The sequence below is a fragment of the Geodermatophilus sp. SYSU D00525 genome (assembly GCF_054050475.1).
Genome location: NZ_JBJGZK010000009.1, coordinates 107,163 through 124,248, shown reverse-complemented (window position 1 = coordinate 124,248; position 17,086 = coordinate 107,163). Strand labels below are relative to the sequence as shown.

The window sequence follows — 17,086 nt, the reverse complement described above, 5'->3', positions numbered from 1 at the left end:
GGTGACCCCGGCGGCGAGGGCCGGGCGACCCGGGCGGCACGATGGGAGCCGTGACGGCCGGGACCCGCCCCTCGATCTCGCCCTACGCGGCGTTCGACCGCGACGCGTGGCGGTCGCTGGCCGGCACCCGCACGCTGCCGCTGGACGAGGCCGACCTGCGCGCCCTGCGCAGCCTCGGCGACCGGATCGACCTCGACGAGGTCGCGACCGTCTACCTGCCGCTGGCCGAGCTGCTCAACCTGCACGTCACCGCCAGCCAGCGGCTGTGGGCGGCGCGCAACCGGTTCCTCGGCGACACCACCGCCAAGGTCCCCTACGTCATCGCGGTCGCCGGCAGCGTCGCCGTCGGCAAGAGCACCACCGCCCGGCTGCTGCAGACCCTGCTGGCCGCCGCCCCCGGCTCCCCGCGCGTCGACCTGGTCACCACCGACGGCTTCCTGTGGCCCAACGCCGTCCTCGAGGCCCGCGGCCTGATGACCCGCAAGGGCTTCCCCGAGAGCTACGACCGGCGCACGCTCATCCGCTTCCTCGCCGACGTGAAGTCCGGCCGCGGCGAGGTCAGCGCGCCGGTCTACTCCCACCAGTCCTACGACGTGCTGCCCGGCCGGCGGCAGGTCGTCGACCGGCCCGACGTGCTCGTGCTCGAGGGGCTCAACGTGCTGCAGGCCGGCCGCCGCGACGACGGGCGGATGCCCGAGGTGTTCCTCTCGGACTTCTTCGACTTCTCCGTCTACGTCGACGCCGCCGAGCCCGACATCCAGCAGTGGTACGTCGAGCGGTTCCTCGCCCTGCGGCGCACCGCCTTCGCCGACACCTCCGCCTACTTCCACCGCTACGCCGACCTCAGCGACGACGACGCCCGCACCACCGCCCTGTCGATCTGGGCCGCGGTCAACGGCCCCAACCTGCGGCAGAACATCGCGCCCACCCGCTCGCGTGCCCGGCTGGTGCTGCAGAAGGCGGCCGACCACTCGGTGCGCCGGGTGCTGCTGCGCAAGCTCTGACCCCCCCTCCCCTCACCGCTGCCCGTCCCCTCCCGGGCCGGGGCGGCGGCCGAGTTGGGGATAACGGTCGAGTGGGCGCCGGGCGGCGCGCATGGTCCGCCTCCGCCCGCGGCCGTCGCCATGGCGAGGACTGACGACCCGATCGGGTCAGGTGGTGAGGTTCGTCACCTGACACCGGCCCCGGACCGGCGCACACTCGAGACGTCCGGTGATCGGACACTCACCGCCAGTGACGCCGGCTGTCCCGCCGCCGGCCCGACCGGGAGTCCTCCTGATGTGCGTACACCCCACCCCCTGCCCCGACGCCAGCGCCGACGCGCGTGACCTCGCGGTCGTCGTGAGCAGCCACCCGGAGCAGGGCTGGAGCCTGCTGTGCAACGGCGTCGTCCTCTTCGACGACGACGGCGAGCTGCTCCCCGACGGCAGCGCCGTCGCCGACCACCACCAGTGGCGGACCGCCGGGCTCGTTCCCGCGTAGCGCGTCCCCCGGGGACTCAGTCGAAGGCGGCCGCCCCGGCGTCGCCGAACAGGTCGGCGAAGGCCGCGGCGTCGGGCGCCGTGTCCCCGGGTCCCGCGCTCTGGGCGAGGAGCAGTCCGCGCGACCCCTCGACGGCGACGCCGACCAGCTTGGTGGCCGTGTCGCCCCAGCCCTCCACCGTGACCTGCAGGCCGGCGCTCTCGCCGCCGACCGCGGGCAGGTCCAGGCGCGCGAGGCGCACGGTGGCGTCGAGGCCCCAGGGGGTGCTGACCGTCACCGAGGAGCAGGCGCCCAGCAATTCGTCGACCGGCAGCGTGAGCCCGGCGAGCTCCGGCGACTCGGCCACCACCTGGTAGGTGCGCACGTCGTCGCTGCGGGCGACCTGGGCCGCGACCACGGGGTCGGCCGCGTCGTCGGCGGGCTCCGGCAGCGCCTCCAGCACGTCGGCGCACGCGGCCGGCTCCACGCTCACCCCGTCGGGCAGGCCGTCGTGCTCGCCGTCGTCAGCGTCGTCGTCGTCGTGGTCCCGCCAGCCGCCCCAGCCCCGGCCGCCGTGCCACCCGTCCCGGTCGTCGCCGTCCAGCCGGACGACGGACGCGTCCGGTCCGAACGCCTCGGCCGGCAGCAGCCGGTCCCCGAGGTCACCGGAAGCCGGCGTCTCCTCGGGCGTGGCGGGATCCTCGGCGGGGGTCGGGTCGGGGGCCTCCTCGGTGGCCGCCGCCGGGCTCACGTCCCCCGGCTCGGCCACCTGCTCCCCGGTCCCCCCGCACGCCGCGAGCAGCGCCGCCCCGCAGGCCAGCACCGCCGCACACGCCGTCCGTCGCGCCGCTCCCGCCCTCACCGCCATGCGAGTGATGGTCCACCTGCCCGGGGAGCGGCGTCGAGGGGTCGGGGGCCGGAACCGGACCACGCCCCGGGCCGTTGGTCCGCCGTCCGTCCCCCGTCGCCGGAGGTGCCCCGTGCCGACCGCCCTGCTGACCCTCCCCGCCCCCGCCGAGCAGGCCGAGCGGCTGGTCGCCGCCGGCGCCCACGAGCGCGCGGGCCTGTCGGCGGCGGAGCTGCGCGCGCTGGCGGCAGGCGTCCCGGACGACGGGCTGCTCGTCCTCGCGCCGTCGCTGCTGCCGGCCACCGCCCTGGTGGAGCTGGTGTCCTGGCGGGACCGGCCGGTGTTCGTGGTCGTGGACATGACCGACCTCGACCGGTTCACCCCGCTGGACGACGCCGCCCCGCCCGCCGGCGTCTACGCCCTGTCCGCCCCCGAGCGCGGCGACGGGTACCGCAACTGCACGCCCGACGAGTCGCTGCCCCGGATCCGCGCCACGGGCCGGACGCCGCTGACCGTGACCGAGGGCCTGACCTGGCTGCTGCAGTGCCCGGACCTGCTCGAGCGCAACGCCTGCACGATGACCGTCGGCTCCCGGCTGCGGCGGGCGGACGGGTCGCTGGACGCCCGCACCCCGGCGCTGTGGATCAGCAACGGCACCGGCCGCGACGGCCGTGAGCGCCGGGGCACGGCGAAGGTCGGCTGGTGCTGGGCGGGCAACCGGCACACCTGGCTGGGCATCGCCTCCGCCGCCGGCCGCACCCCGCTGTCCTGACGCGGGCGAGATCGGGGTGTGGTCGCCTCCCGCGCCCGGGGGCGACCACACCGCCGATCCCGCCCGGACGCCTCAGGCCTGGGCGCCCACCACGTCGGCGGTGGTGCCGAGGTCGTCCGGGGCGCCCTCGCCGCGGTCGGGCACGTGCGTCTGCGGCGCGTGCGCGGGCTCCGGCTCGACGAAGGCCTCCGGCGACGGGCAGGAGCAGACCAGGTTGCGGTCGCCGAAGGCCTGGTCGATCCGGCGCACCGGCGACAGGTAGCCGCGGGTGACCAGCGAGGGCACCGGGAACACCGCCGCGCTGCGCGGGTACGGCCGGTCCCAGTCGCCGGCCAGCATCTTGAGCGTGTGCGGGGCGTTGCGCAGCGGGTTGTCCGCCTCGTCGTACTCCCCCGTCGCGACCTTCTCGATCTCGCCGCGGATGGTCACCATCGCCTCGACGAACCGGTCGAGCTCGGCCTTGTCCTCGCTCTCGGTGGGCTCGACCATGAGTGTGCCGGCCACCGGGAAGCTCATCGTCGGCGCGTGGAAGCCGAAGTCGACCAGCCGCTTGGCGATGTCGTCGTTGGTGATGCCGGTGGCCCGGGTCAGCGGCCGGATGTCGAGGATGCACTCGTGGGCGACCAGCCCGCCGGCGCCGGTGTAGAGCACCGGGAAGTGCTCGCGCAGCCGGGTGGCGAGGTAGTTGGCGCCCAGCACCGCGTGCTCGGTGGCCCGCCGCAGCCCGTCGGGGCCCATCAGCCGCAGGTACGCCCAGGAGATCGGCAGGATCCCGGCCGATCCCCACGGCGCGGCCGACACGGCCGGGCCGGAGCCGCCGGTGTCGGCCAGCGGGTGCCCCGGCAGGAACGGCACCAGGTGCTCGCGGACGCCGATCGGGCCGACGCCGGGCCCGCCGCCGCCGTGCGGGATGCAGAAGGTCTTGTGGAGGTTGAGGTGGCTGACGTCGGAGCCGAAGCGGCCCGGCCGGGCCAGGCCCACCATCGCGTTGAGGTTGGCGCCGTCGACGTACACCTGGCCGCCAGCGTCGTGCACCGCGGCGCAGATCTCGCGGACCTCGGTCTCGAACACCCCGTGCGTCGACGGGTAGGTGATCATGATCGCGGCCAGCCGCTCGGCGTGCTGGTCGATCTTGGCGCGCAGGTCGGCGACGTCGACGTTGCCGGCCTCGTCGCAGGCCACCACGACCACCCGCATCCCGGCCATGACCGCGCTGGCGGCGTTGGTGCCGTGCGCGGAGCTGGGGATGAGGCAGACGTCGCGGTGCGACTCGCCGCGGGCGGCGTGGTAGCCGCGGATCGCCAGCAGCCCGGCGAACTCCCCCTGCGAGCCGGCGTTGGGCTGCACGCTGACCGCGGCGTAGCCGGTGATCTCCGCGAGCCAGGTGCACAGCTCGTCGATCAGCCGCCGGTAGCCGCGGGCCCGCTCGGCCGGGGCGAAGGGGTGCAGCCCGGCGAACTCCGGCCAGGTGACCGCGGCCATCTCGACGGCGGAGTTGAGCTTCATCGTGCACGAGCCCAGCGGGATCATCGTGCGGTCCAGCGCCAGGTCCTTGTCCGACAGCGAGCGCAGGTAGCGCATCATCGCCGTCTCCGAGCGGTGCGCGGAGAAGACCGGGTGGGTGAGGAACGGGGTACGCCGGCGCAGGGCGGCGGGCAGCGCGTCCGGGCCGTCGTCGTCCAGCGCGGACTCGTCCGCGGCGACGCCGAAGGCCTCCGCCACCAGCCGCAGCACCGCCGGCGTCGTCGTCTCGTCGCAGGCGACGGCCACGGTGTCGGCGTCGACCAGCCGCAGGTCCACCCCGCGCCCGGCGGCCGCGGCGACCACCTCGGCGGCCCGGCCGGGCACGCGCGCCTGCACGGTGTCGAAGAAGGAGTCGTGGACGACGTCGACGCCGCCGGCGCGCAGCCACCCGGCCAGCGCCAGCGCGCTGCGGTGCACCCGGGCGGCGATCGCGGTCAGCCCCTCGGGCCCGTGGTAGACGGCGTAGGCGCCGGCCATGACCGCGAGCAGCACCTGCGCGGTGCAGATGTTGCTGGTCGCCTTCTCCCGGCGGATGTGCTGCTCGCGGGTCTGCAGCGCCAGCCGGTAGGCGACGTCGCCGTCGGCGTCGACCGACACCCCGACCAGCCGGCCGGGCAGCTGCCGGGCCAGGCCCTCGCGCACCGACAGGTAGCCGGCGTGCGGGCCGCCGTAGCCCAGCGGGACGCCGAAGCGCTGGGTGCTGCCGCACGCGACGTCGGCGCCCCACGCGCCCGGCGCCTCGAGCAGGGTGAGCGCCAGGACGTCGGCGGCGACGACCACCGCCGCGCCGGCGGCGTGCGCGGCGTCGGCGAGCGCCCGGTGGTCGCGGACCGCGCCGCTGGCGCCCGGGTAGGACACCAGCACGCCGAACGCGCCGGCCTCGGGCAGGTCGGCCGGCCAGCCGGCGGACAGGTCGGCGACGTGCAGCCCGATGCCCAGCGGCTCGGCGCGGGTCTGGAGCACGGCGAGGGTCTGCGGCAGCGTGTCGGCGTCGACGACGAACACCGCGCCCGGCTTGGCGCGCCCGGCGCGGCGGACCAGCGTCATCGCCTCGGCCGCGGCGGTGGCCTCGTCGAGCATCGAGGCGCCGGCGACCGGCAGGCCGGTGAGGTCGGCGACCATCGTCTGGAAGTTCAGCAGCGCCTCGAGCCGGCCCTGGCTGATCTCGGGCTGGTAGGGCGTGTAGGCGGTGTACCAGGCGGGGTTCTCCAGGACGTTGCGCTGGATGACCGCCGGGGTGACCGTGCCGGAGTAGCCGAGCCCGATCATCGGGACGGTGACCTGGTTGGCCGCGGCCCGCTCGCGCAGCTCGGCGAGCACGGTGGCCTCGTCGGCGGCCGGGGGCAGCGACAGCTCGTCGCGGTCGCGCACCGCCTCGGGGACGGTGGCGTCGACCAGCGACTGCAGCGAGCCGTGGCCGACGGCCTCGAGCATCGCGGCGGTCTCGTCCGCCCGGGGGCCGATGTGCCGGCCGGCGAAGGAACCCGCGGGGCTCAGGGAGCGCAACGAGGGGAGGGAGTGAGCAGCGTCCGCCACTGCCACGACGCTACCAGCGCCTTCCGCGTGCGAACGGCGGCCCGCTCACCGCCGCGGGTCGGGCGGCCTGCCCGGACGCACCGGGAGGGGCGTCCCGCACCCCGCGGGACGCCCCTCCCGGACGTACGGGTCCGCTAGGCGGTCTGGGCGCGGCGGCGACGGCGCAGGGACAGCTCGTCCTCGGCGGCGTGCAGCGGCGCGCCGTCCAGCCGCTCGGCGGGCAGCTCGGCCAGCTCACCGGACAGCTCGCGCAGCGCGCCGGACACCGCGATGCCGAAGACGCCCTGGCCGCCGGCGAGCAGGTCGACGACCTCCTCGGCCGAGGTGCACTCGTAGACCGTCGCCCCGTCGGAGAACAGCGTGACGTTGGCGAGGTCCTTGATCCCGCGGTTGCGCAGGTGGTCGACGGCCTTGCGGATGTTCTGCAGCGACACCCCCGTGTCGAGCAGCCGCTTGACCACCTTCAGCACCAGGATGTCGCGGAACGAGTACAGCCGCTGTGTCCCCGAGCCGGTGGCGCTGCGCACCGAGGGGGCGACCAGACCGGTACGGGCCCAGTAGTCCAGCTGGCGGTAGGTGATCCCGGCGGCGGCACACGCCGTCGGGCCGCGGTACCCGACGAGGTCGGTGTCGACCTCGTCGTAGTCCGTCGCCCCCACGGCGGCGTCGCTGAAGAGCTGACCCTGGGAGCCCTCGCTCTGGTCGCTCACGTCAGCGTCCTCCTTCGAGTCCCGCCACGGGCGCGGCGGAGCGTCCCGGAGTGCTCCCGCTTCCCCACGGGTCACACCGGTGTTGTCCGCGACCGTAAGCCGGGCCCCCAGGGCGGTCAACTGACGCGGGCGGCGTGTCGCCCCACTCACCCCATCAGAGTGGTATCGGCACGTCCGCGCCGGACTCCAGGGTTCTGTGACTGGTGTGACGAGGGTGACCTCCGGGGTCCCACCCGCCCCGTGCGTGCACGCGCAGCAGCGGGACGCCGCGGCCGGAGCCGGCGTCCCGCGCCGCGCCGGGTGTCAGGCGCCGCCGGAGCCGGAGCCGGCGCCGAAGTCCTCGGGCGAGATCTGGTCGAGGAACTCGCGGAACTTCTCGACCTCGTCCTCCTGCTCGTCGGGGATCTCGATCCCGACCTCGTCGAGCAGTTCCTCGGCGCCGAAGATGGGGGCGCCGGTGCGCACGGCCAGGGCGACGGCGTCCGAGGGGCGGGCGCTGACCACCCGGTCGTCGCCGAAGTCCAGCTCGGCGATGTAGATGCCGTCGCGCATCTCGGTGATGTTGACCGCCTCGAGGGTGGCGCCGAGGGTGCGCACGACCTCGCGGAGCAGGTCGTGGGTCATCGGCCGCGCCGGCCGCACGCCCTGCTGCTCGAACGCGATGGCGGCGGCCTCGACCGCGCCGATCCAGATCGGCAGGTACCGCTCCCCCTGCGTCTCCTTCAGCAGCAGGATCGGCTGGTTGCCGGGCAGCTCGACCCGGACCCCGACGACTCTGAGTTCCTGCACGGTGTTGCTCCTCAGCTGCGGCGGTACGGGTGGGCGCCGGTGCGCGGTGACGGACGGCCGGTCCGGCGGCTGGGTCCACCGTACGCCGGACTCACGGGCGCAACAGGTCGCGCAGTCGCGCCTCCAGCAGCGCCCGGTGCAGCTGCGCGGACAGCGCCGCGAGCTCGGCGAGCTGCTCGGTGGCGCGGGCCCGCGCGTCCTCCGAGCGGGAGCGCAGGACCGGCGCGAGCAGCTGCTCGACCAGCGCCGCCTCCCGCTCCGCGCCGGTGCGGAACACCCGCAGGTGGCGCGGCTCGATGCCGTGCCGGGCCAGTCCCGCGGCCGCCCGCGCGATCGGCAGGTCGCCGGCCGGGTGCCGCCCGTCGGCGTCGGGGACGAGCAGCCCGAACTGGACGTGGTCGGCCAGCTGGGCCAGCGTCAGCCCGGCCGCCGCGGCGAACGCGGCGGCCGCCATCGGCCCGGACGCCGCCGGCGGGTCCCCGTCGGGCCGGAGCTCGTCGGGCACGGCCGGGGCGGCCGGGTCCGGCACCGGCTCGCCGCGGTCGAGCGCGTCCAGGTGCTCCTTGATGACCCGCAGCGGGAGGTAGTGGTCCCGCTGGGCGGTGAGCACGTAGCGCAGCCGGTCGACGTCGGCCCGGGAGAACTTCCGGTACCCCGACGGCGTCCGCTCCGGGGAGACCAGGCCCTCGGCCTCGAGGAACCGGATCTTGCTGATGGTCACGTCGGGGAAGTCGTCGCGCAGGGCGCCCAGCACCGCCCCGATCGTCAGGCGGGGGGTGCGGGCGTCGGGCGCGCCGTCCCCGGACGCGCCGGCGGGCGCAGAACGCAAGGGATCAGCGCCCCGCTGTCAGCGGGCGGCGGGCTCGCCGGTGCGCGGGCCGGTCAGGTAGACGAGGCGGAACTTGCCGATCTGCACCTCGTCACCGCCGGACAGGGTCGCGACGTCGACCGGCTCCCGGTTGACGTAGGTGCCGTTGAGGCTGCCGACGTCGTGCACCGAGAAGCCGCCGCCCTCGCGGTGGAACTCCACGTGCCGGCGGCTGACGGTCACGTCGTCGAGGAAGATGTCGCTGTCGGGGTGCCGGCCGGCGGTGGTGACGTCCTGGTCGAGCAGGAAGCGGCTGCCGGCGTTCGGGCCGCGCTTGACCACGAGCAGGGCGGACCCGGCGGGCAGCGACTCGACCGCCCCGGCGTGCGCGTCGGCCGAGGGCTCGACGGCCTCGGGGACGTCGCCGGTGTCCTCGCCGCCGACCTTGGGGATGACGCTCGTCGACTCCCCGACGCGCTCCTGGGAGAGGGCGGCGCCGCACTGCGCGCAGAAGCGACTGCCCTCGGGGTTGTCGTGGCCACAACGAGTGCAGTGCACGTCTGTCTCCTCCGGTGCAGGGGGCACCGCCGCGGGCGTGGGGTCCTGCCGCGGGCGGCCGGCGGACGACGGCACCGGACGGTGTCGTCGCGGGTCGGCCGCCGTGCGGGGCACGGCGGGCCGTTGGTCATGGAACCAGCGGTGGTCCCGGGGGTCAACCGGACGCCGGGGCGGCGTCACAGCTGTCCCACGGGGCCGTCGAGGGCCCGTTCCCGAGGGCAGCATAGTGATCGTCCCCGGGCGTCCGGGCGGCCCGGGGGGTGGTCAGGACGCGTCGACCAGCGCCTGGTAGGCGGCCGCGTCGAGCAGGTCGGCGGTGGGGTCGCCGCCGTCGCCGGCCACGGTGATCTCGACCAGCCAGCCGGTGCCGTAGGGGTCGGCGTTGATGGTCTCCGGGGCGTCGCCGAGGGCCTCGTTGACCGCCGAGACGGTCCCAGCCACGGGCGAGTAGACGTCGGACACCGACTTGGTCGACTCCACCTCGCCGATCGGGTTGCCGGGGCCGACCTCCTCCCCCACCTCGGGCAGCTGCACGAACACGATGTCGCCGAGCGCGTCCTGCGCGTGGTCGGTGATGCCGACCCGGACGACCGTGCCCGCCTCCCCGCTGCCCTGCACGAGCGCCCACTCGTGCTGGTCGGTGTAGCGGCGGTCGTCGGGCGTGCTCATGCGGTGTCGTCTCCCGGGAGTCGTGGGGGTGGTCCGGCGGCCCGCGGGACCGCGGTCAGTCGCCGGCGTCGGGCTGAGCGTATTGAGGCTCGTCGAGCGGCCGCAACGCGTCCACCACGACCCGGTCACGCTGCTCGATGTCGACGCTGCCGCCCTGCCGGCCGACCCGGTCGACGACGCCGCCGGGGATGCTCATCGCCGTCTGCAGGTCCTGCGGGGAGCCGATGACGACGACCTCGTAGGGAGCGCTCACCGCCCGCCCGTCGACCTGCAGGGCGCCCGGGACGCCGGTGACGGCGGTGGAGACGCCGATCCGCACGCCGTCGATCTGCATGGTCTCCGCGCCCGCGCCGCGCAGCTCCTGGACGGCGTCGAGGAGGTCGGCCACCCGCACCTGCCCCTCGGGGTCGCGGATGGTCATGACCAGGCCCGGCCCCTCGGCGGCGACGGTGCCGTTGAGGATGGCCAGGGCGTCGGCGCGCTCGTTGGCGTCCTCGAGGGCGGCGGCCGAGCGGCTGTCGGTGTCGGACAGCTCGCGCAGCGCGCTGCGCTGGTCGGCGATCTGGGCGCGCAGCCGCTCCTCCTCGAGGTCGAGGTCGTCGAGGATCGCGACGAGCTCCTCCTCGCGGGCGCCCTCCAGGGCCTGGCCGGTGTCGGTGCTGCGCACCTGGACCGCGATCGCGAAGCCGAGCAGCAGGGTGAGGACGCCGATGAGCGAGGCGGCGACCAGCCGCTGCCGCCGGCGCCGCGGGGCGGCCGGGGCCGGCTCGGGGGCGGGGGCGTCCTCCCCGGCCGGCGGGGCCGCAGCAGGCTCCTCGTCCCCGGCCGGCGCGGGAGCGTCCCCGGCCGGCTCGGGGGTCTCGCCGGCGGGCGCGGGAGCGCCGTCGGCCGCGGCGGGAGCGTCGTCGGCCGGGGCGGGAGCGTCGTCGTCCACCGGCTCGGGGGTGTCGTCGGCCGGGGCGGTCCCGGCGGCGCGGGCCTCGGCGGGTCCGGCGTCGGTGACCTCCGGCCCGGCGTCGGCCGGGCCGGGGAGCCGCGGGTCGTCCCCGGCGGGACGCGGGGTGCCGCTCATGCCCGGAACAGGTGCCGGCGGATGGCCGCGGCGTTGCCGAAGATGCGGATGCCGAGGACGACGACCACCGCCGTGGACAGCTGCGCGCCGACGCCGAGCTGGTCGCCGAGGAACACGATCAGCCCGGCGACGACGACGTTCGACACGAACGAGATGACGAACACCTTGGCGTCGAAGATCCCGTCGAGGCGGGCGCGGGCGCCGCCGAAGACCGCGTCGAGCGCGGCGACCACCGCGATCGGCAGGTAGGGCTGCAGCCACAGCGGGACGGTGGGGTCGAGGACGAGGCCGAGCGCGATGCCGACGGCCAGGCCGATGACGGGGATCACCGCTCAGTCCCCCGTGCCGCCGGCGGCGGCCTCGGCCGGCTGGCCGGCGAAGGGCTTGGCGGAACGCAGCTCGGGGACTCCCCCGGCGGGAACGGACAGCTCGTCCTCCTGGGCGAACTCGAAACGCAGGCCGTAGGTCTCCGAGATGACCGCCAGGGCGTTGACCTCGGGACTGGCCAGGAACCGGGCCCGGAGCTCGTCCGGGTCCCCGACGGCGCTGACGCGGTAGGGGTTGGTGACCGGGCGGAAGTCCACGAGGACCGCTTCCCCGGCGAAGCGGATCGCGGTCGTGGGACCCAGCCGCTGGTCGTTGATCGACACGGCCTCGGCGCCCGCGGACCACAGCGCGTTGACCACCAGCTGCAGGTCGCCGTCGCGGACGTCGCCGCTGCCGTCGTCCTCGGCGCCGCCGACCGGGTCGGCGTCGGCGTCGGGCTCGGCGTCGGCCAGGGTGACCAGCAGGCCGGGGCCGGTGACCGCGTCGAGGCCCGCGGCGAGCTCGGCGGCGTCGAGGGCGTCGATGGCCCGCTGGCCGACGGTGCTGGCGGCCAGGGCGTCGTCGCGGGCGTCGGCGACCTGCCCGCGCAGGTCCTCCAGCTCGGCGGCGAGGTCGTCGGTGCTGGCGGACTGGGCGCCGATCTCCTCCACCAGCCGGGCGCGGACCTCGTCCTGCCCGGCGGCTCCGGCGGCGGCCTGGTGGTAGGTGACGGAGAACAGCAGCCCGGCCAGCGCCATGGTCACCGCGACCGCCAGCGCGCCGAGCCGGCGGCGGGCCGGCGGGGCGTCGGCGGGACGGGCGGCGCGGGCCGCGGCGGCGCGGGCGTAGGCGGGGTCGAGGGTCTCGGCGAGCACCTGGTCCAGCAGCGAGGCGCCCATGGAGCGCATCCCGCCGCGGACCGGCGGGGCGGGCCGGGGAGTCGGTCGGGCGGCGGTCACGGCGCCGGGCGGGCCGCTGCGCCCGCCCCGGACGGTGCCGCGGCCCGGGTGAGCGCCCGCTCGGTGCGCACGATCCCGGCCACCTGGACGACGTAGAGCACGCCGGCCAGCACGTAGAGCACGCCGCCCCAGATGGTGAACGCGTAGGCGAACGGCTGGACCCAGGCCAGCCAGGCCCCGGTGGCGTCGTCGGCCAGGAGCAGCAGCGGGAAGGCGTAGAGCAGGTTGAACGTGGCCGCCTTGCCCAGGTAGTGCACCTGCAGCGGCTCGTAGCGGAAGTGGCGCAGGACCAGCAGCATCACGCCGAGCACCACCTCGCGGCCGACGAGCACCGCGACCACCCACAGCGGGACGACGTCGCGCAGCACGAAGGCGACCAGCGTGGCGATGATGTAGAGCCGGTCGGCGGCCGGGTCCAGCAGCGCGCCGAGGCGGCTGGACTGGCCGAGCACCCGGGCGAGCTTGCCGTCGGCCCAGTCGGTGACGCCGGAGAGCATGAGCACGGCCACCGCCCAGCCGTCCTCGTGCGGGCCCAGCAGCAGCCAGAGGAACAGCGGCACGCCGAGCAGCCGCAGCACCGACAGGGCGTTGGGGACCGTCCACACCCGGTCGGGCAGCTCGTTGCGGTCGGCCACCCGGCCCACACCCGCGTCCGGTCCCACGACCGCGCCCGCCATCGAGCCCGGCTCCGGGGACGCCGGGACGGCCGACGGCCCCTGCGACGACGTCACTGCTCCTCCACCCCGCTGCACACCGTGCCCGAGGCTAGTCGACGGACGCCGCCGCTCCCCGCCACTCGCGGGCCCGTGGCGGGCCCCCGCGGCGGGGCCGGCCGCTAGGCGGGGACGAGCAGCGACGCCGGGGCCGGCTCGTGGCCCAGCGGGCGGCGGCTGAAGGAGCCGGTGCCGTGACTGACCGAGCGCAGCGCGCCGGCGTAGCCGAGCAGCTCCATCTCGGGCACCTCGGCGCGGACGGTGGTGCGGTCCCGGTCAGGGTCGGCGTCGCTGCCGGTGACCCGGGCGCGGCGGGAGGACAGGTCGCTCATCACCGCGCCCACGTGCTCCCCGGGCACGACCACGTCGACCTCGCACCACGGCTCGAGCACCTTGGTGCCGGCGGCGGCCGCGAGCTCGCGGACCGCCAGCGCCCCGGCGGACTGGAAGGCGGCGTCGGAGGAGTCGACCGAGTGCGCCTTGCCGTCGACGAGGACGAACGCGACGTCGACCAGCGGCCGGTCGTCGTGCACGCCCTTGGCCGCCTGCGCGCGGATGCCCTTCTCGACGCTGCCGTGGTACTGGCTGGGCACCGCCCCGCCGACCACCTTCTGCTCGAAGGTGATGCCCGACCCGGGCGGCCCGGGCTGCGCCTCGACCACGACGACGGCGTACTGCCCGTGCCCGCCGGACTGCTTGACCAGCCGCCCGGTGGCCTTCGCCGGCGCGGCGAGGGTCTCGACCATCGGCACCCGCACCGGGACGGTGGTCACCGCGACGCCGTGCCGGGTGCGCAGCCGCTCGAGCAGCACCTCGCCGTGGGCCTCCCCCACGCACCACAGCAGCAGCTGCCCGGTGTCGCGCGAGCGCTCGACGCGCACCGTCGGGTCCTCGGCGGCCAACCGGGCCAGCGCGGGCCCGAGCCGGTCCTCGTCGGCGCGGGAGGCGGCCTCGACCGCGACCGGGTGCTGCGGCACCGGCAGGTCCCAGGGCGGCACCAGCCGCGGGTCGCCGGGTGCGGACAGGGTGTCCCCGGTCTCGGCGGTGCTCAGCCGGGCGACGGCGCAGACGTCGCCGGCCGGGCAGGCGGCGACCGGGCGCAGCGCCGACCCGAGCGGGGAGGACACCGCGCCGATGCGCTCGTCGGCGTCGTGGTCGGGGTGGCCGCGCTCGGCGCCGCCGTGCCCGGAGACGTGCACCGGGGTGTCCGGGGTGAGGGTGCCGGAGAAGACCCGCAGCAGCGAGACCCGGCCGAGGTAGGGGTCGGTCGTCGTCTTGACCACCTCGGCGACCAGCGGGCCGTCGGGGTCGCAGGTGAGCTCCGGGGCCCGCGAGCCGTCGGGGCGGGTGACCGGCGGGCAGCCGTGCTCGGTGGGGCTCGGGAAGCCGTTCACGATCAGGTACAGCAGCGCGTCGAGGCCGATGCCCTGCAGCGGGGCCGCGCACAGCACCGGGTGGAAGTGGCCGCGGGCGACCGCGGTGCCCAGGTCGGCCATCAGGTCGCCCTGGACCAGCTCGTCGCCGGCGAGGTAGCGCTCCATGAGCGCCTCGTCCTCGCTCTCGCCGATGATCCCCTCGATCAGCTCGCCGCGGAGCCGGTCGGCGTCGGGGGCCTGCGCGCCGGGCTCGAGCAGGTTGACCACGCCGGTCACCGTCCCGTCGGGCGCCCGGTCGACGAGGTGGACCGGGTACACCCCCTCCCCGAGCGCCGTCTGGCACAGCCGCACGGTCTCCTCGACGTCGGCGCGGGCGCGGTCGAGCTGGGTGACGACGACGGCGCGCGGCATGCCGACCGCGGCGCACTCCTCCCACAGCTGCACGGTGGTCGCGTCGACACCGCCGACGGCGGAGACGACGAACAGCGCGGCGTCGGCGGCGCGCAGCCCGGCCCGCAGCTCGCCGACGAAGTCGGGGCTGCCGGGGGTGTCGAGCAGGGTGATCCGGGTGCCGTCGTGCTCGACGGTGGCCACGCCGAGGGTCACCGAGCGCTGCTGGCGGACCTCGACGTCGTCGCTGTCGAGGCAGGTGGTGCCGTCCTCGACCCGGCCGGCGCGCACGAGAGCGCCGGTGGCCACGAGCAGCGCCTCGGCGAGGGTCGTCTTGCCGGCACCGGCGTGGCCGACGAGGGCCACGTTGCGCACCCGGGCCGCCTCCCGCGGCTCCGGCGCCGGGACGACGTCCTTACCCACGGCGGCCGCCGGGCCGGTCGCTGTCCTGGACGGGGATGCGCACGGGGACCTCCCGGGCTCGCGGGATGTGGTGTGCACCACACCCTGCCCCCGGACGCGCGGGCCGGGCAAGTCCCTCCCGGGACTCAGTCGGCGGCGGTCCCGGCGGGGGTCCCCGCCGCCGCGCCGACGGTGACCCGGACGGTGCACCGGGCCCACCCGGCGGGGGTCACGTCGCCGACGGCCACCGTCACGTCGTCGCGGGTGCCGGCCGCCAGCGCGGCCACGAGCAGCCGGGCGGCGGCGGCCGCGGGGTCCCGCTCGGCGGCCAGGACCCGCTGCAGGGTGGCGGCGGGGACGACGCCGGACAGCCCGTCGGAGCACAGCAGCAGCCGGTCGCCGGGCTCGGCCCGGACGGCGACCACGTGGGCCCGGCCGGGGTCGGCCGAGCCGCCCACGGCGCGGAGCAGGACCGACCGCACCGGGGAGGCGGCGGCCTCCTCGGGGGTCATGTCGCCGGAGTCGACCAGCGCCTGCACCAGCGAGTGGTCGGAGGTGAGGCGGGTGAGGACGCCGCCGCGGAGCAGGTGGGCGCGGCTGTCGCCGACGTGCCCGACGACGAGCCGGCCGTCACGGGTGAGCACGGCCGCGGTGCAGGTGGTGGCCATGCCGGCCAGCGCGGGGTCGGCCGCGGCGGCGGCGCGCACGGCGGCGTCGGCGGCGGCGATCGCGTCGGCGAGCCCGGCGTCGGGACGGGCCTCGGTGCCGTCGCCGCGGGCGGCGGCCGCGCGGGCGACGACCTCCTCCACGGCCAGCCGGGCCGCGGTGCCCCCGCCCCGCCCCCCTCCTACGCCGTCGGCGACCACGAGCAGGGCGGGACCGGCGGACCCGGCGTCCTGGTCGGGGCCGCGCGGGCCGGCCAGGGAGACCGCGGCGGGGTCGAGGACCAGCCGGTCCGGGCCGGCCGGGCCCGGCGGCGGCACCGGACGCCCGCCGGGCGCCGCGACCGCCGGGAACCACGGCAGCGGCGTCGACGGGGCGGTCACGGGCGACAGCATGGACCGCCGTGCCCCGTCCCGGGGGGAAGCGCCCGCGGGGCCGGACCCCGCGGGCGGCGGCGCTCAGACCCGGACGTCCCGGTAGGCCTCCCAGGCGTTGCTCATGCGGGCCACCTGCCCCAGGGAGAACCGGTCCATGCAGAAGTCCTCGGTGTAGTCCATGAAGTTGTGGACCGGGTCGAGGCCGGGGTCGGCCGGGCAGCTGTCGCGGGTCGCGTCGACGGCGCACTCGAAGGCCGGCACCGCCTCGGCGGGGGTGTCGGCGACGTGGTCGCCGGGGCCGGAGCAGCCGCCCTGGAAGGTGTGGAACAGCCCGAGCCAGTGGCCGACCTCGTGGGTGGCGGTGTCCCCCTCGTTGTAAGGCGCCGCGGCGCCACCGGGCAGCGACTCGTCGAGGACGACCACGCCGTCGCGCCACAGCTGCCCGCCCTTGGCCGACTGCGGGAAGGTCGCGTAGCCGAGCAGGCCGCCGCCGATGGGGGCGACGTAGACGTTGAGGGTGGCCGGGCCGCCCTCGCGCAGCGCGGACTTGGCCGCCCGCTCCTCCGGGCTCCCGGGCACCAGGCCCGCCCAGGCCGCGTCCACCGTGTAGTCGGTGTCGACGAGGGCGAAGCGGAACGGGGTGTCCGGCGAGGGCCCGGCGGCGCCGACGCCGGCGTAGGCGTCGTTGAGCACCTGCACCTGGGCGGCGATCTGCCGGTCGCGCTGCCGCTGCTCGGTGCGGGACAGCGGCTCGACGGTGACGACGTGGACGTGCGTCGGGATGGTCACCGACGCGGCGGGCAGCACGGGCCGGCTCTTCGGGTCGCCCAGCGCCGCGGCCTGGTCGGTGGCGACGGCGTTGGGCTCGTCGCGGGTGGCCCCGGGCCGGACGCGGGCCTCGGTGCCGTGGCTGACGCCGTCGGTGTGGACGTCGGCGCAGGCCGCCGCGGCGCTGGGGAGGGCGGCAGCGGCACCGGCCGGGCCGGCCGCCGGGGCGGTCGTCAGGGCCAGTGCCACCGCGGCGCCGAGGGCGTGGACGGTCCGGCGCAACCGGGTCATGGGTGCCTCCGCAGGGCGCATCGGGTCCTCCGGCCCCGGCCCTGGCCGGCCGGAGGTGGGCGGGAGCCAACCACACTCCGGAACCGGACGGTCCG

At 76.6% G+C, this 17,086-nt stretch carries 17 protein-coding genes; 3 read left to right on the top strand and 14 right to left on the bottom strand.

Features of this window, described 5'->3' with window-relative positions; translation table 11 throughout:
• Nucleotides 1-41 precede the first annotated feature (41 nt).
• The gene (gene coaA, locus ACI796_RS10325) at nt 42-1,004 is read left to right on the top strand and encodes a type I pantothenate kinase (RefSeq protein WP_456941136.1); all 963 of its coding nucleotides are present in this window, start codon (nt 42-44) and stop codon (nt 1,002-1,004) included.
• A gap of 274 nt (nt 1,005-1,278) precedes the next feature.
• Nucleotides 1,279-1,482 carry a DUF5999 family protein gene (locus ACI796_RS10320; RefSeq protein ID WP_456941135.1) on the top strand — a complete coding sequence of 68 codons (204 nt, stop codon included), beginning with the start codon at nt 1,279-1,281 and terminating at the stop codon, nt 1,480-1,482.
• Nucleotides 1,483-1,498: 16 nt separating this feature from the next.
• On the opposite strand, the gene ACI796_RS10315 is transcribed toward ACI796_RS10320, so the two are convergent.
• A complete protein-coding gene (locus tag ACI796_RS10315) occupies nt 1,499-2,329 on the bottom strand; it encodes a hypothetical protein (protein ID WP_456941134.1) in 831 nt (276 codons plus the stop codon).
• A 112-nt stretch (nt 2,330-2,441) separates the two neighbouring features.
• On the opposite strand from ACI796_RS10315, the gene ACI796_RS10310 reads away from it, so the two are divergent.
• Nucleotides 2,442-3,080, top strand: a complete 639-nt coding sequence (locus ACI796_RS10310) for a DUF5701 family protein (protein ID WP_456941133.1) — start codon at nt 2,442-2,444, stop codon at nt 3,078-3,080.
• A gap of 72 nt (nt 3,081-3,152) precedes the next feature.
• Here the strand turns inward: ACI796_RS10310 and gcvP are convergent, their stop codons facing one another.
• The 13 genes from gcvP to ACI796_RS10245 all read right to left on the bottom strand — a co-directional run bounded on the left by gcvP (nt 3,153) and on the right by ACI796_RS10245 (nt 16,991).
• Entirely contained in the window at nt 3,153-6,140 is a 2,988-nt protein-coding gene (gcvP, locus tag ACI796_RS10305; protein WP_456941132.1) for an aminomethyl-transferring glycine dehydrogenase, read from the bottom strand.
• Nucleotides 6,141-6,274: 134 nt separating this feature from the next.
• Nucleotides 6,275-6,850: a MerR family transcriptional regulator gene (locus ACI796_RS10300; RefSeq protein ID WP_456941131.1), complete on the bottom strand. Its 576-nt coding sequence runs from the start codon at nt 6,848-6,850 to the stop codon at nt 6,275-6,277.
• A 303-nt stretch (nt 6,851-7,153) separates the two neighbouring features.
• Nucleotides 7,154-7,639: a bifunctional nuclease family protein gene (locus tag ACI796_RS10295; protein ID WP_456941130.1), complete on the bottom strand. Its 486-nt coding sequence runs from the start codon at nt 7,637-7,639 to the stop codon at nt 7,154-7,156.
• Between the two features lie 91 nt (nt 7,640-7,730).
• Complete coding sequence (gene ftsR, locus ACI796_RS10290) at nt 7,731-8,468, bottom strand: transcriptional regulator FtsR (protein WP_456941129.1); 738 nt, start codon at nt 8,466-8,468, stop codon at nt 7,731-7,733.
• 18 nt (nt 8,469-8,486) lie between these two features.
• On the bottom strand, nt 8,487-9,005 hold the full coding sequence (gene odhI, locus ACI796_RS10285) for an oxoglutarate dehydrogenase inhibitor Odhl (RefSeq protein ID WP_456941128.1): 519 nt from the start codon (nt 9,003-9,005) through the stop codon (nt 8,487-8,489).
• Between the two features lie 264 nt (nt 9,006-9,269).
• On the bottom strand, nt 9,270-9,674 hold the full coding sequence (gene gcvH / locus ACI796_RS10280) for a glycine cleavage system protein GcvH (RefSeq protein WP_387988174.1): 405 nt from the start codon (nt 9,672-9,674) through the stop codon (nt 9,270-9,272).
• 55 nt (nt 9,675-9,729) lie between these two features.
• On the bottom strand, nt 9,730-10,746 hold the full coding sequence (locus ACI796_RS10275) for a DUF881 domain-containing protein (protein WP_456941127.1): 1,017 nt from the start codon (nt 10,744-10,746) through the stop codon (nt 9,730-9,732).
• A complete protein-coding gene (locus ACI796_RS10270; RefSeq protein WP_387988172.1) occupies nt 10,743-11,075 on the bottom strand; it encodes a small basic family protein in 333 nt (110 codons plus the stop codon). The genes ACI796_RS10275 and ACI796_RS10270 overlap by 4 nt, the downstream gene beginning before the upstream one ends.
• A gap of 3 nt (nt 11,076-11,078) precedes the next feature.
• Complete coding sequence (locus tag ACI796_RS10265) at nt 11,079-11,951, bottom strand: DUF881 domain-containing protein (RefSeq protein ID WP_456941126.1); 873 nt, start codon at nt 11,949-11,951, stop codon at nt 11,079-11,081.
• A 56-nt stretch (nt 11,952-12,007) separates the two neighbouring features.
• The gene (locus ACI796_RS10260; protein ID WP_456941125.1) at nt 12,008-12,742 is read right to left on the bottom strand and encodes a CDP-alcohol phosphatidyltransferase family protein; all 735 of its coding nucleotides are present in this window, start codon (nt 12,740-12,742) and stop codon (nt 12,008-12,010) included.
• Nucleotides 12,743-12,846: 104 nt separating this feature from the next.
• Entirely contained in the window at nt 12,847-14,913 is a 2,067-nt protein-coding gene (locus tag ACI796_RS10255) for an elongation factor G-like protein EF-G2 (protein ID WP_456941124.1), read from the bottom strand.
• 125 nt (nt 14,914-15,038) lie between these two features.
• Nucleotides 15,039-15,938 carry a PP2C family protein-serine/threonine phosphatase gene (locus ACI796_RS10250; protein ID WP_456941123.1) on the bottom strand — a complete coding sequence of 300 codons (900 nt, stop codon included), beginning with the start codon at nt 15,936-15,938 and terminating at the stop codon, nt 15,039-15,041.
• Between the two features lie 75 nt (nt 15,939-16,013).
• Nucleotides 16,014-16,991: a zinc metalloprotease gene (locus tag ACI796_RS10245; protein WP_456941122.1), complete on the bottom strand. Its 978-nt coding sequence runs from the start codon at nt 16,989-16,991 to the stop codon at nt 16,014-16,016.
• Between the last annotated feature and the right edge of the window lie 95 nt (nt 16,992-17,086).

Excerpts from the sequence above, each read along its gene's own strand:
- coaA (WP_456941136.1), top strand. The coding sequence starts at position 42 with ATGGGAGCCGTGACGGCCGGGACCCGCCCCTCGATCTCGCCCTACGCG.
- ACI796_RS10320 (WP_456941135.1), top strand. The coding sequence starts at position 1,279 with ATGTGCGTACACCCCACCCCCTGCCCCGACGCCAGCGCCGACGCGCGT.
- ACI796_RS10315 (WP_456941134.1), bottom strand. The coding sequence starts at position 2,329 with ATGGCGGTGAGGGCGGGAGCGGCGCGACGGACGGCGTGTGCGGCGGTG.
- gcvH (WP_387988174.1), bottom strand. The coding sequence starts at position 9,674 with ATGAGCACGCCCGACGACCGCCGCTACACCGACCAGCACGAGTGGGCG.
- ACI796_RS10275 (WP_456941127.1), bottom strand. The coding sequence starts at position 10,746 with ATGAGCGGCACCCCGCGTCCCGCCGGGGACGACCCGCGGCTCCCCGGC.
- ACI796_RS10265 (WP_456941126.1), bottom strand. The coding sequence starts at position 11,951 with ATGGGCGCCTCGCTGCTGGACCAGGTGCTCGCCGAGACCCTCGACCCC.
- ACI796_RS10245 (WP_456941122.1), bottom strand. The coding sequence starts at position 16,991 with ATGACCCGGTTGCGCCGGACCGTCCACGCCCTCGGCGCCGCGGTGGCA.